Source organism: Pseudomonas sp. PvP027, assembly GCF_017833005.1.
GTDB classification, from domain to species: Bacteria; Pseudomonadota; Gammaproteobacteria; order Pseudomonadales; family Pseudomonadaceae; genus Aquipseudomonas; species Aquipseudomonas congelans.
This window is the reverse complement of the sequence record NZ_JAFIBK010000001.1, coordinates 4,525,742-4,540,966: the sequence shown is the minus strand read 5'-3', so window position 1 is coordinate 4,540,966 and position 15,225 is coordinate 4,525,742. Positions and strand designations below refer to the sequence as shown.

Genomic DNA, 15,225 nt, shown 5'->3' with positions numbered 1-15,225 from the left:
TCACGTTGCTCCTGGCCGCCTTTTTTCACTACTGGAGATTTCTCAACATGCAAAAGTCTCGTCTCTTCGGTCTGCTGACGGCAGGCCTGCTTGCTGCGTTGAGCCTCTCGGCGAATGCCGCCCAGAAAGATCACTTCAACGTCTGCTGGACCATCTACGCAGGCTGGATGCCGTGGGAGTACGCAGGTAGCCAGGGCATCGTCGACAAGTGGGCGAAAAAGTACGGCATCAAGATCGATGTCACCCAGCTCAATGACTACGTCGAATCCATCAATCAGTACACCGCCGGCCAGTTCGATGGCTGCACCATGACCAACATGGACGCCCTGACCATCCCGGCCGCAGGCGGCGTGGAAAGTACGGCGCTGATCGTCAGCGACTTCTCCAATGGCAATGACGGCATCGTGCTCAAGGGCGAAGGCAAGAAAGTCGCCGATCTGAAAGGCATGGACGTCAATCTGGTCGAACTGTCGGTGTCCCACTACCTGCTGGCCCGAGCGCTGGACAGCGTCAAGCTCAGTGAAAAAGACCTCAAGGTGGTCAACACCTCGGATGCCGATATCTCGGCAGCCTTCAATACCGACGATGTACAGGCGGTCACCACCTGGAACCCGATGCTCTCGGACATCAAGGCCAGGCCCGGCGTGACCGAAGTGTTCAACTCCAGCCAGATTCCCGGCGAGATCATGGACATGATGGTCGTCAACACTCAGACCCTGAAAGACAACCCGGCCCTGGGCAAAGCCCTGACCGGCGCCTGGTTTGAAGTGGTCGCGCTGATGAACGCCAAAAACGCTCAGGCCAAGGCTGCGCTGGAACACATGGCCAAGGCATCGGGTACCGATCTGGCCGGCTTCCAGGCGCAACTGGACACCACCAAGCTGTTCGCCACGCCCAAGGAAGCGCTTGAGTTCGCCACCAGCAAACAGCTGCCGGACACCCAGCGCAAGGTGGCTGACTTCTCGTTCGCCCACGGTTTGCTCGGCGAAGGCGCACGCGACGCCGATGCGGTCGGCATGTCATTCGCCAATGACGTGATGCTTGGCGACAAGGGCAATCTCAAGCTGCATTTTGACCCCAGCTACGTGCAGATGGCCGTCGACGGCAAGCTGTAAATCACGTTCAGTAAAAAGGTCATTGCCATGCGTTTGATAAACCGCCATCCGGATCGTGCCGGTCGCCTGATACTGGTGATCCTGCCGTTCGCCCTGTTGCTGTTCGCCTATTTCATGGGCTCGGCCACCCGGCTTGCGGAAAACCCCAGCGACAAACTGCTGCCCAGCGCGGTACAGATGGCCGATGCGGTCAAGCGCATGGCGTTCGTTGCCGACCCGCGCAGCGGTGACTACCTGCTGTGGCAGGACAGCGCATCAAGCCTGCAACGCCTGGCCATCGGCCTGGGAATCAGCGCGCTGCTGGGCCTGTGCCTGGGCATCGCAGCGGGCATCCTGCCGTTGTGCGGCGCAACGCTGTCGCCCTTGCTGACGGTATTGTCGATGGTGCCGCCGTTGGCGATCCTGCCGATTCTGTTCATCGTGTTCGGCCTGGGCGAGTTGTCGAAGGTGATGCTGATCGTGATCGGTATCACGCCGATTCTGGCCCGTGACCTAGAACAGCGCGCCCGTGAAATCCCGGTCGAACTGCTGATCAAGGCGCAAACCCTCGGTGCCTCGACCTGGACGCTGATCCTGCGGGTGATCCTGCCGCAATTGCTGCCACGCCTGTTGATCGCCCTGCGCCTGGTGCTGGGTTCGGCATGGCTGTTCCTGATCGCCGCCGAGGCGATTGCTTCGACTGACGGTCTGGGCTACCGGATCTTTCTGGTCCGGCGCTATCTGGCGATGGACGTGATTCTGCCGTACGTGGTGTGGATCACCCTGCTTGCCTGGCTGATGGACTGGGGCCTGAAAGCCCTGACCCGACGCGCCTTCCCCTGGTACGAAGGAGCACGGGCATGAGTTTTATCAGTGTGCGCAATGTCTGGCAGCAATACGCTGACCAAGTGGTGCTCGAGGGCCTCAACCTGGACGTGGCCGAAGGCGAGTTCTGCACGCTGGTCGGTGCATCGGGCTGCGGCAAATCGACCTTTCTGCGCCTGTTGCTGGGTCAGGAAAGCCCCAGTCGCGGCCTGATCACGCTCGACGGTACCGCTCTGCGCAATGAACCGGATGCCAGCCGTGGCGTGGTGTTTCAGCGCTACTCGGTGTTTCCGCACCTGTCGGTGCTCGACAACGTGGCGCTGGGTCTGGAGCTGCCCCGCTCGCCCTGGCTCGGCCGACTGTTCGGCCAGGCAAAAAGCGAGGCGCGCGAGCACGCCGCGCAGTTGCTCGGCAAGGTCGGCCTCGGGCATGCGCTGGACAAGTATCCGACGCAATTGTCCGGCGGCATGCAGCAGCGCCTGGCCATCGCTCAGGCGCTGATCATGAAACCGCGCGTCCTGCTGCTGGACGAGCCGTTCGGCGCGCTCGACCCCGGCATCCGCAAGGACATGCACCACCTGCTGCTGGACCTGTGGCGCGAAACGAAACTGACCGTGTTCATGGTTACACACGACCTGTCCGAAGGTTTCAACCTCGGCACCCGCCTGCTGGTGTTCGACAAGGTGCGCCACGACCCGCACGCGCCCGGAGCCTATGGCGCGCGCATCACTTACGACATCCCCCTCAACAGCGAACGTCGCGCCGAACGTGCCGCCATCGATTCGCTGCTCAACGTTTCAGAGGAGCCCGTTCAATGACTGACTCAACCACGCTGTACCCGGTTTTCGCCGAAGAGATGCTGCCCGGTGGCGGCCATCGTTCGTTCATCCTCAAGCGTGGCGAACTGCTGCGCCTGACCGACCTGCACGGCAACGCCAACGTCAGCCTGACCCTGCTCAACGCCCACGAAAAAACCGAACGGCTGAACCTGCCGGACAGCCTCAAATGCCAGCACACCGCCAAATTGAGCAACGGTCATTGCCTGTATTCGGACATGGGCCGCGTGCTGGCGGCCATCGTCACTGACACCTGCGGCTGGAGCGACAGCATCGGCGGCGTGCTCAATGCCCAGGAAGTCGCTGAAAAATACGGCCAGGGCCGTTATCAGGAATTGCGCAACGGCTTCTTTCGCAATGGCGTCGACAACCTGCTGGTCGAGCTGGGCAAATGGGGGCTGGGGCTGTCCGACCTGCTGATGACCCTCAACCTGTTCAGCCGGGTGGATGTCGACGAGGCAGGAGCCCTGCACTTCGCCCCGAACAACTCCAAGGCCGGTGACTACATCGAACTCTATGCACCGATGGACACGCTGGTGGTGCTGACCGCGCTGCAACACCCGATGGACCCTAATCCGGAATATGCCCCGCAACCGCTCAAGCTCAGCTGGATGAAGGCCGACGCCAGTGTTGCCGAGCACTGCCGCACATCGCGCCCGGAAAACGAGCGCGGCTTTATCAATACCAACCGCCTGTTCGCCTGAGGAGCCCTGTCATGAACTCACAAACCCATCTTTGCTGTGACGCGACCATACCGGCCGGCGAACCCTTTATGGCCGAGGTCAAGGCCGGGCAGACCGTGCGCATCCTCGACCTGCAAGGCAATCAGGCCGTCGACACGCTGTTTTTCAGCCTGAGCAATCCGCGTGAACGCTACGACGTACAGCGCACCCTGCGCCGCCAGAACAGCGTGTACCTGACCACCGGCAGTGTGCTGTTTTCCAACCTCGGCCAGCCGATGCTGACCATTGTCGATGACACCTGCGGTCGCCACGACACGCTCGGTGGCGCGTGCGCGCAAGAGAGCAACACCGTGCGCTACGCCCTGGAAAAGCGCTACATGCACAGCTGCCGCGACAACTACCTGCGCGCCTGCATGCATGACGGCCGCCTGAGCAAGGCAGACATCGGCCCCAACATCAACTTCTTCATGAACGTACCCGTGACAGCCGAAGGCGGCCTGACCTTCGAAGACGGTATTTCCGCGCCCGGCAAATACGTCGAGCTGCGCGCTGAAATGGACGTGATCGTGCTGATTTCCAACTGCCCGCAGCTCAACAACCCCTGCAATGGCTACAACCCGACGCCAGCGCAGTTATCGATTCGCGACTGACCCGGCACCTGCCCTCAGCAACGGACGACCGTTGCGTAGATTGATCAATAGCGGGACGGCCCGCTTCCCATCACGAAACCGAGCGCGACTGGGTTTCCGGGGTTATGCCATGTTCGACAAACTGCTGATCGCCAACCGTGGCGCCATTGCCTGCCGCATCCTGCGGACCCTGCGCACCTTGCAGGTCAAGGGCGTGGCGGTGTATTCCGAAGCCGACGCTGCCAGCCTGCACCTGATGCAGGCCGACGAAGCCCACAGCCTGGGCGAAGGTGGCGCAGCCGGAACCTATCTGGCGGTGGACAAGATCCTCGCCATCGCCAAAGCCAGCGGCGCCAACGCTATTCATCCCGGCTACGGGTTTCTCTCGGAAAACGCTGCGTTCGCTCAGGCCTGCGAAGACGCCGGTATCGCCTTCGTCGGCCCGACGCCTGAGCAGCTGCGTGTATTCGGCCTCAAACACACCGCCCGAGCGCTGGCCAGACAGCACGGCGTGCCCATGCTCGAAGGCACCGAGCTGCTCGACAGCCTGGAGTCGGCCATCACGGCGGCTCACACCATCGGCTACCCGGTGATGCTCAAGAGCACCGCGGGCGGCGGTGGCATCGGCATGCGTGTGTGTCGTAGCGCCGAAGAGCTGGCCGACTCGTTCGAAGCAGTCAAACGTCTGGGTCAGAATAATTTCAGCGACGCGGGTGTGTTCATCGAGAAATACATCCAGCGCGCCCGTCATCTGGAAGTGCAGGTGTTCGGCGACGGTCAGGGCGAGGTGCTGGCGCTCGGCGTGCGCGACTGTTCAGTACAGCGGCGCAATCAAAAAGTACTGGAAGAAACCCCGGCCCCGAACCTGCCGCACGGCATGGCTGAAGAGCTGTGCGCAGCGGCTGTCAAACTCGCCAGGGCAGTCAATTACCGCAGCGCCGGGACGGTCGAGTTCGTCTTCGACAGTGATGACCAGCGCTTCTATTTTCTTGAAGTGAACACGCGCTTGCAGGTGGAGCACGGCGTCACCGAGCAGGTGTGGGGCGTGGATCTGGTCAGCTGGATGGTGCAACTGGCTGCCGGTGATCTGCCGCCGCTGGATCGGTTGCAGGCCGGCCTGAAACCGATTGGCCATGCGATTCAGGCGCGGCTCTACGCGGAAGATCCGGGCCGTGATTTTCAGCCCTGCCCTGGCTTGCTGACTGCCGCTGATTTTCCGCCTGCCGATGGCCGGACGCTGCGTATCGACACTTGGGTCGAGGCTGGCTGCGAGATACCGCCGTACTTTGACCCGATGATCGCCAAGCTGATCAGTTGGGCGCCGACCCGCGAGGACGCCAGCGCCGGGCTGATCGACGCACTGAACGAAACGCGTCTGTATGGCGTGGAAACCAATCGCGACTATCTGCGCCAGATCATTGTCGACACGCCTTTTGCCAGTGGCCAGCCATGGACCCGCTGCCTGGAAGATCTGGTGTATCACGCTGACACCTTCGAGGTATTGAGCGGCGGCACGCAGACCAGCGTTCAGGATTATCCGGGACGCCTGGGCTACTGGGCGGTCGGTGTGCCGCCATCCGGGCCGATGGACAGCCGCGCGTTGCGCCAGGGCAATGGCCTGCTGGGCAACCCCGAAGGATGCGCCGCGCTGGAAATCACCATGAGCGGGCCGCTGCTGCGTTTCAACACCGATGCGGTGGTCGCCGTGACCGGTGCGCACATTCCGATCACCCTCGATGGCCAATCCTGTGCGATGAACACCGCACTATTCATGAGCGCCGGTTCGGCGTTGTCGCTGGGCACCATCGCAGGTGCCGGTGTACGCAGCTACCTGTGTGTGCGTGGCGGGCTCGATGTGCCGGATTACCTGGGCAGCAAAAGTACCTTTACCCTTGGCCAGTTCGGCGGTCACGGCGGTCGCGCGCTACGCGCCGGCGATGTGCTGCACATCGCGCCCCTGGTGGAGCACAGTACAGGGCAGCGGATTGCCGATGAAGCGCTTGAAGCGCTGACAGATGTCCGTCGGATGAGGGTCATTTACGGCCCGCATGCGGCCCCGGAATACTTTACCGAAGCGTACATCGAGAGGTTTTTTGCGACCGATTGGGAGGTGCATTTCAACTCCAGCCGCACCGGCGTGCGCCTGATCGGCCCCAAACCCGAATGGGTGCGCGCCGACGGCGGCGAAGCGGGCCTGCACCCGTCCAACATTCACGACAACCCCTATGCGATCGGCGCGGTGGATTTCACCGGTGACATGCCGGTAATCCTCGGGCCGGACGGACCCAGCCTGGGCGGATTCGTGTGCCCCGTGACCATCATCGAGGCAGACCTGTGGCAGATGGGGCAGTTGAAGGCTGGCGACAGGGTCCGATTCATTCCGGTGAGCGTCGAGGAGTGCCATGCAGAACTATGTGGCAGCCAGCTTGTTCGCGAAGGCGGTATTCCTGACGCAGAAAATTCATCGACTGCACCGGCCTCTTCGCGAGCAAGCTCGCTCCCACAAGACACTGCGAACAGCGAAATTATCCGCATAGAGGATCTGCACACCCCGGTCGTCCTCGACATCGGTCAGGACGATAAACGTCTGGTTGCGCGCCTGTCCGGGGATACGCATCTGCTGCTGGAAATCGGCGCAGCAGAGCTGAATCTGGTGCTGCGCCTGCGTGGCCATGCCTTGATGCTTGCGCTGGAGGCCAAGGCGCTGGCGGGTGTGATCGATCTGACGCCGGGCATTCGCTCGCTGCAAATCCACTACCGCCCCGAGCAACTACCGCTTCGGCAACTGCTCGACATCGTCGCCGGGGAATGGGACGCGGTGTGCGCTGCGAAAGACCTGCAAGTGGCCTCTCGCATCGTCCATCTGCCACTGTCCTGGGATGACCCGGCCTGCCAACTGGCCATCGAAAAATACATGACCACCGTACGCAAGGACGCACCGTGGTGCCCGAGCAACCTGGAGTTCATCCGCCGTATCAATGACCTGCCCAACCTCGACGAAGTGCAACGTACGGTGTTCGACGCCAGTTATCTGGTCATGGGGCTGGGCGATGTGTACCTCGGCGCACCGGTGGCCACGCCGCTGGACCCGCGCCACCGGCTGGTCACCACCAAGTACAACCCGGCACGCACCTGGACCGCCGAAAATTCGGTGGGCATCGGCGGCGCCTACATGTGCGTGTACGGCATGGAAGGCCCCGGCGGTTATCAATTCGTCGGCCGCACGTTGCAGATGTGGAATCGCTACCGCGACGTCGCGGCCTTCGAGGGCAAACCATGGCTGTTGCGCTTCTTCGATCAGATCCGTTTCTACCCGGTCAGCGCCGACGAACTGGTGCGTATCCGCCGCGACTTCCCGCTGGGTCGCTTCGCCCTGAACATCGAACACAGCACCCTGAATCTGGCTGACTACCAGGCCTTCCTGACCCGCGAAGCCGAAGGCATCACGGCATTCCGCGCCCAGCAACACGCCGCCTTCAACGCCGAGCGCGAACGCTGGATCGCCAACGGGCAGGCCGATTTCCAGAGCGATGAAGGCGTGGCGCCGAACACTGAAGAACAGCCTCTGCAACCCGGCCAGCAAGGCGTCGACAGCCACATCGCCGGCAATCTCTGGCAAGTCCAGGTGCAACCGGGCGAACGTGTGGAAGCAGGCGATGTGCTGGTGATTCTGGAGTCCATGAAAATGGAAATCCCCCTGCTTGCCCCGATCGCCGGCGTGGTGCAGGACGTCAGGGTGCAACCCGGCTCGGCAGTACGCGCAGGGCAACGGGTCGTGGTGCTGAGCGCAGATTGAAGCGACCCACTTTTCACTTTCAAGGGAACCCCGTCATGAACGACACAGCACTGCCCAATGACCTGCGCCTGGACACCGTACGCATGGCCTACCAGTCCGGCCGGATATCACCGCGCCAACTGATTCTGGCGCTGCGCGAGAAAGCCGCCCGGCTGAACAGCGATTATCACCTGTTCATCCACCTGCTTAGCGCGGCTGAACTCGAGCCTTACCTGGCCGCGCTGGATGATCGCGATCCCAGAGACCTGCCGCTGTTCGGCGTGCCCTTCGCGATCAAGGACAATATTGATCTGGCAGCCATTCCAACCACCGCTGCCTGCCCGGACTACGCCTACACACCCGAGCACTCGGCAAGCGTCGTCGCGCACCTGATCGCACTGGGTGCCGTGCCCATGGGCAAGACCAATCTGGACCAGTTCGCCACAGGCTTGAACGGCAGTCGCTCGCCCTATGGCGCCTGCCCCAACAGCGTGTTGAACGAGTATCCGTCCGGCGGTTCGAGCGCCGGCTCGTCGCTGGCCGTGGCACTGGGGGTCAGCAGCTTCTCGCTGGGCACCGACACTGCCGGCTCGGGCCGAGTGCCCGCGGCACTGAACAACCTGGTGGGAATGAAAGCCAGCAAGGGGCTGATTTCCACAGCGGGTGTGGTGCCCGCATGCCGCACGCAGGATTGCGTCTCGACCTTCACCGCCACGGCGCGGGAAGCCAGCGAGCTATTGGCACTGATCGCCGCATTTGATCCGCGCGATGAATACAGCCGTCGCAACCCGTTATGGAACGACGCGTCTGCGTTCGGCACGCCTCGTCCGTTTCGTTTCGGGGTACCCCGCGCCGAGGACCTGCAGTTCTTCGGCTGTACCGAGGGGCCGAAGCTGTTCAGTGCAGCCATCGACCACCTTATCGCGCTGGGTGGCGAAGCGGTCAGTGTGGACCTGTCACCGTTTCTCGAAGCGGCGCGGTTGTTGTACGAGGGGCCGTGGGTGGCCGAACGCTACAGCGTCGCCGGGCAGTTGATGGAAGAACGCCCTGACGCGGTATTGCCGGTGATTCGCGACGTGCTGGCCAAGGCTCCACAGGTCAGCGGGGTGGATACGTTTCGAGCGCAATACCGCCTGCAAGCGCTCAAGGCGACGTGCGATCGGGTACTTGAAGGCCTGGAGTGCGTGGTGACGCCGAGCATCGGCCGCCCGGTGACATCGGCAGAGCTGGCGGCCGAGCCGGTGTTGCGCAATTCGGAACTGGGCTACTACACGAATTTCGTCAACCTGCTCGACTACGCCGCCGTCGCCGTGCCCAGCGCGTTCATGGGCAATGGTCTGCCGTGGGGCGTGACGCTGTTCGGACGGGCATTCACCGATCAGTACCTGCTCAGCCTGGCAGACGCCTTGCAGCGGCAAACCGCCCTGCCCCTGATTGGTGGCGAAGCACCTCGGCCGCCTATGCCGCAAAACACTGCACGCAACGATATGGCGCGCTTGGTGGTCTGCGGTGCCCATCTGGACGGACTGGCATTGAACTGGCAGCTCAGGCAACGCGGCGCACGCCTGCTGGAAACCACGCAAAGCTCGGCCGACTATCGGCTGTATGCCCTGGCCGGAGGTCCGCCCTTCCGGCCTGGCATGGTGCGGGTGGCCGAACAGGGCGTGGCCATCGATGTGGAAGTCTGGGAGCTGCCTAGTATCGAGTTGGGGTCGTTCCTGACCGGCATTCCGGCACCGCTCGGGCTGGGCAAGGTGCAATTGGCCGACGGCCGCTGGGAGACCGGTTTCATCTGCGAAGCCTATGGCCTGGAGGGCGCCCGCGACATCAGCCATCTCGGCGGCTGGCGTGCGCACGTACAACCGCAGTAAGCGCAAGGCGGCATGCTGGGGCGTGCCGCCTCACTCTTTCAGCGCGACGGGAAGTCGCAATACATAGTTATGACCTTCCCGATCGCGCCTCCCGAAATAATGGGCATTCATTCATTTTGACCACACGTCATGAATCCCATCTGGAGTCCGCTTCGCCAGGACACGCTGTTTCACCCGTCCTCTTTACTGCTGGAGCAAACCAGCGTTCTGCGCCCCGAGCACAGCAGTAGCAGACACGACACGCTGAACGCATCAATGCCGTTTATACTGCCGGACGGCTTTCCAGCGCCCGAACCAACGCCGTCGCCTGCGGTGGCCGAAGAAAGCGAGCCGGAAGACACCGCGCCACATATCGAGCGACAACTCAGCGCCATGCGTAACAGCGCAGGTTTCCAGCTGATTGCCGATTCGACGTTGCTCCTGAAAGCCTGCCAACTGGACATGGACTTTCCACCGACCCGACAGGATTACGTTCGCCAGCAACTGACCACGCTGCTCACGCAGAAGAGCGGCAAGGCACTCGATCCGGACGCCCTGCAGATCACCTTCAGCAACGATGACCGACCTGCTGTGGACGACGATGGGCACGAGCATTACAGCGTCAGCCTGTCGCTGACCGATGTGGCGCTGGCCAGCTTCGCGCCCGAGCATTTCCAGGCGCTGTCGCGTAGCACCCTTGCCGACCTCACACTGTGCGAAGACACACCCGCGCTGACGGCAGCGCAGATGTTCAAACTGATTGGCGAGCTGCCGCTCAAGCGCAATTACAACACTGTACTGGAGGCGTTCAAGGCCCAACACGAGGCAACCTGGCGCACATTGTCGCGGCTGGCGTTCCTTGACAACCTGGCTCGACAGCTCAAACACAGACACATCAGTCGGGACGGCTATTGGCTAGCGCTGGACGCAATGGGGCTTGACCGCTTTCCCGTCGACACCAACAGGCTGAGCATGAGTGGACGAGGGGAAAAATCCGAGGTCCGGGTTCTGACGCTGAATGGCAAACAGGTGCCGGAGATATTTCAGATCAGCTCGAAAACGACATCACACTGTTTCATTCACATCCTGGGTGCCAAGGGTAAAGTCATCGAATACATCAGCGATGATCCACACCAGATGAGCAGCCGATTATTGGAAGCCATGAACGCCTCAGGGCTGTACGGTCAGGTCTTTCTGTCGCTTGAGCAGCATGCAGGTATCGTTGTCGAGGCGCCGCTGATCGAAGGCGACCTGTTCACCGCACTGACCCAGGCTTCGTTTGCCGGGGTTCTTGCCGACAGCCACGCGCGCAGCACGCTCGACCTGCTCAGACCGGTAGCACGCAGCCTGGCGCTGGCAGGTGCAGCAGACCTGTGGCAGACACAGCCAACCATTCTGCAGCAGATACCGGTTGCGTCGAAAATGGCCGGGCAAGTCATGGCGGGCTATCTACAGGAAAACTATGCGCTGACGCTCAACCCCGAGCAGGTGTTCATCGCTTATCAACCCGGCTATTCGAGCCAACCCTTGGGCAACCCTCGGCTGCCGCCTACGTATGTTCACACGCCCGACCCAAGGCCGATCAGCCTGAGCGAGGCGCTGATCAGCAATTACCGAGTCGATCATCCGGCTGGCTACATCGATCACGGCGGCGCCACCGTGGTGTTCTTCGACCCCACCGGCCAGGGCGACAGTGAGCAGGGGCAGGCGCTAGCTATCAACCCGCAGGCGCTCGAGGACTACATCAGAGCCTTCGACTTTCTGACCTGGATGACCCAGCGTATCCACGACTTCTGGGATCAGCAGAGAGCCGCAATAGAACAGGCGTTCAGAACCGCCTTCATCAGCCAGGCACTGATCAGCCTGAAGCGCGGCAGCCTCACGCGTGGCACCTTTGATCTGCTCGTGGACACGCTCGCGCACCCTGCCCCTAATAACTGGCGGTCACTCGGTTTTTTCGTTCAGGGTGCGTTGACCGACGGCATGCAACAGCAGTACACCGGCCTGCTGGTACTTGAGCAGCCGGGCTTGCCGAACGTGCTTTATCAGGTGGGCCACGCCGATGCGTTCATCGAGTTTGCAGATGACACGACGCTGAAGCAGCATCTGAGCCGGGCAACGGCCAATCCGCAATGGCGTGAGGCGGTCATGCGTTATGTTCCCCGCCGTCATCACCAGCGCCTGGGCTACCTGCTCAGATTGTGGGGCGGGACACAGGCACCCAACCCGCCCGTTTCCATCCTTCGCCCCTGGGCCGACGCGCTGTACAACCCGGACACGCGCCAGGCCATGAGCCACTCGTTGTGTGAGAAAAGGCTGGAGAGCACCCCATTTGCTTTTCTGCATCAACTGCTCAAGCAAAACGCGCTGGATGACGCAGAGGATCAGGTCGTCACGTCAACGCAGGTAACACTGGCGGACTGGACCGACCGGCTGCAGCAGTTGCAGCGGCTGCTGGTGCCGATTTCCTTGTTGCTGACACCTGCGCTCGTTGCCTCCCTGGCGACGGAGATTGGCATCACGTCGATGGCCATTGCTGCAGCCCATCTGCCGGGCAGTCGTTACGCAGAGAAAAACCAGGCGCTGCTGGCCACGTTGACGCTGGGCTTGCTGCAACTGGCTCCGCCCACGCCAAGGCTGCTGCGCTCACTGAGCCGAATCGTCAAACCTGCCGTGAGCAGTTCCCAAACCGTAGCGATTACGCTCGATCGGGCGTTCGGCACACGGCCGTTGCGCAGGCAATTTGTCACGCCGCGCCAGACCCGTCTGGAGAAATTCTTTCACGGCGACGCCCTGCTCAAGCGCTGGACTGTCAGCACTGCCGTCTCGTCAAACCTGTTGCAAGTGCACGCCTGGAAGCTGGGAAGAAGATTCCTTTTATGGACGTCCGACAGAGGCCAGGCGCGGACGCTGGTGGTCAGCAGCCACGGGTACTACACGCCGTGGTCCCGAACCGTGAAAATCCCCAATGGCACCGAGATTCGCACCTACGCACCTCATGGTTACGAACTGATCGACCCGAAACTGCATCGAGTCGTCAACAAGAATGCCCGGCCATTCGCACGATCAAACACGGCAGTGCACAGCGTGATGCAGCCTACGCCGCTTGAACCACTGCTTCTCACCGATAAATTGATAGCAGGCACGTCGCTGCCCGGCAGACTGAAGAACTACAGCCTGTCCAAGTTTCAGACGACGACCAGCGAGAGCTATGACGAGATCGCAAGCGTGGTGGGCAACTCACGCGCGTCGCCCCTGCGCGGCTGGTTGCCGCCCACGCCGATGGATGTTCTCACAGTGCGCAACCGCTTCGGCATGCCCCCGCCATCGCTGGCCGACCTGTTCGAAAGCCTGTCCATTCATGGCATTCATTACGACAGAATATTGCTGGTGCACTGCCGGTGTGCGGCGATATCGGCGCTGATGAACCGCTCACCCGTCTATCATGCCCCGACAGCAAGCTCGGTGATTGCTAATATGGCCTGAACCGAATACCCCGACCATCCAGCACGGCGCTTACCTCCGACATGACAACGGCTTCTCCTGACACCGCGCTGTGCCCCTTGTGCGGCTTCAGCAACCAATGCAGCCTGGCCGATCCGCGCACCGTGGACCAGCCCTGCTGGTGCTTTTCGCAAAGCATCGACCCTGCATTGCTGGCAGCCCTGCCGGATAACCTTCGCGACAAGGCCTGTCTGTGCCCGCGCTGCGCCGGGATCGAGGATGCGGCACCGCTTCCCCAGGCACGCCGGGCCACAGAGTAAGATGCACACCCCGTCCTCTGCTCGCCGTTATCGCCATGCGCCTTGATCGTTTCCTCAGCAACTTGCCACGCTTCAATCGTCAGCAAGTGCGCCTGGCGCTGGCCAGTGGACGGGTGCAGGTAGACGGTCAGGCAACCCGCGACCCGCATCACGAAGTACGCGAGTTCAGTTGTGTGGCGCTTGATGGGGAAATCCTCCAGGCAGGCAAGGCCCCTCGCTACTTCATGCTGCACAAACCTCAAGGCTGCGTCAGCGCGACGAGCGATGCGCAGCACCCGACCGTGCTCGACTTGCTGGACGAGCCTGACAAGCATGAGCTGCACATCGCCGGACGGCTGGACTTCAACACCACCGGCCTGATGCTGATTACCAACGATGGTCAATGGTCGCGACGCCTGACTCAGCCGCAGACCAAGATGCCCAAGGTGTATTACGTCGAGACCGAACAACCGATCGACGAACGCTACGCCGCGAAGTTCGCCGAAGGCCTGTATTTCGCATTCGAAGGTCTCACCACACAGCCGGCGCAATTGACCTTGTTGGGGCCGCGCAGTGCGCGCCTGAGCATTGTCGAAGGCCGCTATCATCAGGTGAAACGAATGTTCGGCCACTTCGATAACAAAGTGTTGCGCCTGCATCGGGAAAACATCGGCGCGCTGGCGCTGGACCCCGGCCTGCGCCCAGGCAGCTATCGCGCGCTGAACGCCGGAGAAATCAGCCTTTTTTGACGCCTGGCGGACGCTGGTCGGATCGGCACGGGCCTTTGATCGACTATCGCATGTCTGTCACGAAACGCGGGCAATGTCATAGGCACGCATACCTGTCTACGCCAGGAGTGAAAACTATGTCGCCAGAAAAAGCAGTGCTCGACATACAAGGACAATTTCGGGTTTATACCGAGCTCTATCGCACCGACGTCGCCGCCAAGACCATCATTATGGTCAACGGCTCACTGGCCACCACGGCGTCATTTACCCAGACCGTCCGCAACCTCTACCCGACCTTCAACGTGGTGCTTTACGATCAGCCCTACTCGGGTCGATCCAAGCCTCACAATGAACACCGAGCGCCACTGTCGCGGGAAGAGGAAGGCCAGCTCCTGCTGGAACTCATCGACCATTTCAACGCCGAGCACGTGTTGTCGTTCTCATGGGGCGGCGCAGCCACGCTGGTTGCCTTGGCGCATCGGCCGAAACGCATCGAAAGCGCGGTGATCAGCTCGTTCTCCCCAGTGATCAACGAGAAGATGCATGACTACCTGTGTCACGGCATCACGCATCTGGGCGCGCATAACCGTTATGACATGGGCCACTTGATCAACAACACCGTCGGCAAGCATCTGCCTACGTTGTTCAAGCGCTTCAATTTCCGTCATATCAGCAGCCTGGATACTCACGAGTATGACCAGATGCATTACCACTTCAGCCAGGTCCTGGAGCTCGACCCGGACAATTACCTGACCGCAGGCAAGAACATTACTGTCCCCGTCCTGTTCATCAACGGCGCCCTGGATGAATACACCTGCGCGCACGACGCAGCACAGTTCTCCCGGTACCTGCGCCATTGCAGCTTCAGCACCATCGACGCCACAGGCCACTTTCTGGACATGGAACACAAGGCCGCCTGCCGCGACTCGAAACAGGTGCTGATGAACTTCCTGCAACCGGCACAGGTATCACGCAACGTGCATAACAGCGCTCGGGGCTATCCGTCCCTGACCTTCTGAAAACCACACACGAAGCCACCGTCAGCTGCGGAGCATTGTCATC

Annotated in this window: 11 protein-coding genes; all 11 read left to right on the top strand. The window is 61.6% G+C overall.

The window, feature by feature from the left end; genetic code table 11:
- The first annotated feature begins 47 nt into the window (after nt 1-47).
- The 11 genes from JOE33_RS19685 to JOE33_RS19635 all read left to right on the top strand — a co-directional run bounded on the left by JOE33_RS19685 (nt 48) and on the right by JOE33_RS19635 (nt 15,182).
- Entirely contained in the window at nt 48-1,115 is a 1,068-nt protein-coding gene (locus JOE33_RS19685; RefSeq protein WP_096139619.1) for a putative urea ABC transporter substrate-binding protein, read from the top strand.
- A 27-nt stretch (nt 1,116-1,142) separates the two neighbouring features.
- Nucleotides 1,143-1,958, top strand: a complete 816-nt coding sequence (locus tag JOE33_RS19680; protein WP_044308874.1) for an ABC transporter permease — start codon at nt 1,143-1,145, stop codon at nt 1,956-1,958.
- Nucleotides 1,955-2,737 (top strand): ABC transporter ATP-binding protein, encoded by a 783-nt coding sequence (locus JOE33_RS19675; protein WP_010435059.1) that lies wholly within the window; start codon nt 1,955-1,957, stop codon nt 2,735-2,737. The genes JOE33_RS19680 and JOE33_RS19675 overlap by 4 nt, the downstream gene beginning before the upstream one ends.
- Complete coding sequence (locus tag JOE33_RS19670; RefSeq protein WP_010435061.1) at nt 2,734-3,459, top strand: urea amidolyase associated protein UAAP1; 726 nt, start codon at nt 2,734-2,736, stop codon at nt 3,457-3,459. The genes JOE33_RS19675 and JOE33_RS19670 overlap by 4 nt, the downstream gene beginning before the upstream one ends.
- 11 nt (nt 3,460-3,470) lie before the next feature.
- On the top strand, nt 3,471-4,088 hold the full coding sequence (locus tag JOE33_RS19665) for an urea amidolyase associated protein UAAP2 (protein WP_122694851.1): 618 nt from the start codon (nt 3,471-3,473) through the stop codon (nt 4,086-4,088).
- Nucleotides 4,089-4,197: 109 nt separating this feature from the next.
- Nucleotides 4,198-7,863, top strand: a complete 3,666-nt coding sequence (gene uca, locus JOE33_RS19660) for an urea carboxylase (RefSeq protein WP_187625192.1) — start codon at nt 4,198-4,200, stop codon at nt 7,861-7,863.
- Nucleotides 7,864-7,898: 35 nt separating this feature from the next.
- Complete coding sequence (atzF, locus tag JOE33_RS19655; RefSeq protein ID WP_187625191.1) at nt 7,899-9,713, top strand: allophanate hydrolase; 1,815 nt, start codon at nt 7,899-7,901, stop codon at nt 9,711-9,713.
- Between the two features lie 129 nt (nt 9,714-9,842).
- A complete protein-coding gene (locus JOE33_RS19650; protein ID WP_187625190.1) occupies nt 9,843-13,178 on the top strand; it encodes a DUF6543 domain-containing protein in 3,336 nt (1,111 codons plus the stop codon).
- Nucleotides 13,179-13,219: 41 nt separating this feature from the next.
- Nucleotides 13,220-13,456 carry a cysteine-rich CWC family protein gene (locus JOE33_RS19645; RefSeq protein WP_032614827.1) on the top strand — a complete coding sequence of 79 codons (237 nt, stop codon included), beginning with the start codon at nt 13,220-13,222 and terminating at the stop codon, nt 13,454-13,456.
- A 35-nt stretch (nt 13,457-13,491) separates the two neighbouring features.
- Nucleotides 13,492-14,184 carry a pseudouridine synthase gene (locus JOE33_RS19640; protein WP_010433878.1) on the top strand — a complete coding sequence of 231 codons (693 nt, stop codon included), beginning with the start codon at nt 13,492-13,494 and terminating at the stop codon, nt 14,182-14,184.
- A 116-nt stretch (nt 14,185-14,300) separates the two neighbouring features.
- Complete coding sequence (locus tag JOE33_RS19635) at nt 14,301-15,182, top strand: alpha/beta hydrolase (RefSeq protein ID WP_187625189.1); 882 nt, start codon at nt 14,301-14,303, stop codon at nt 15,180-15,182.
- Nucleotides 15,183-15,225: the final 43 nt, after the last annotated feature.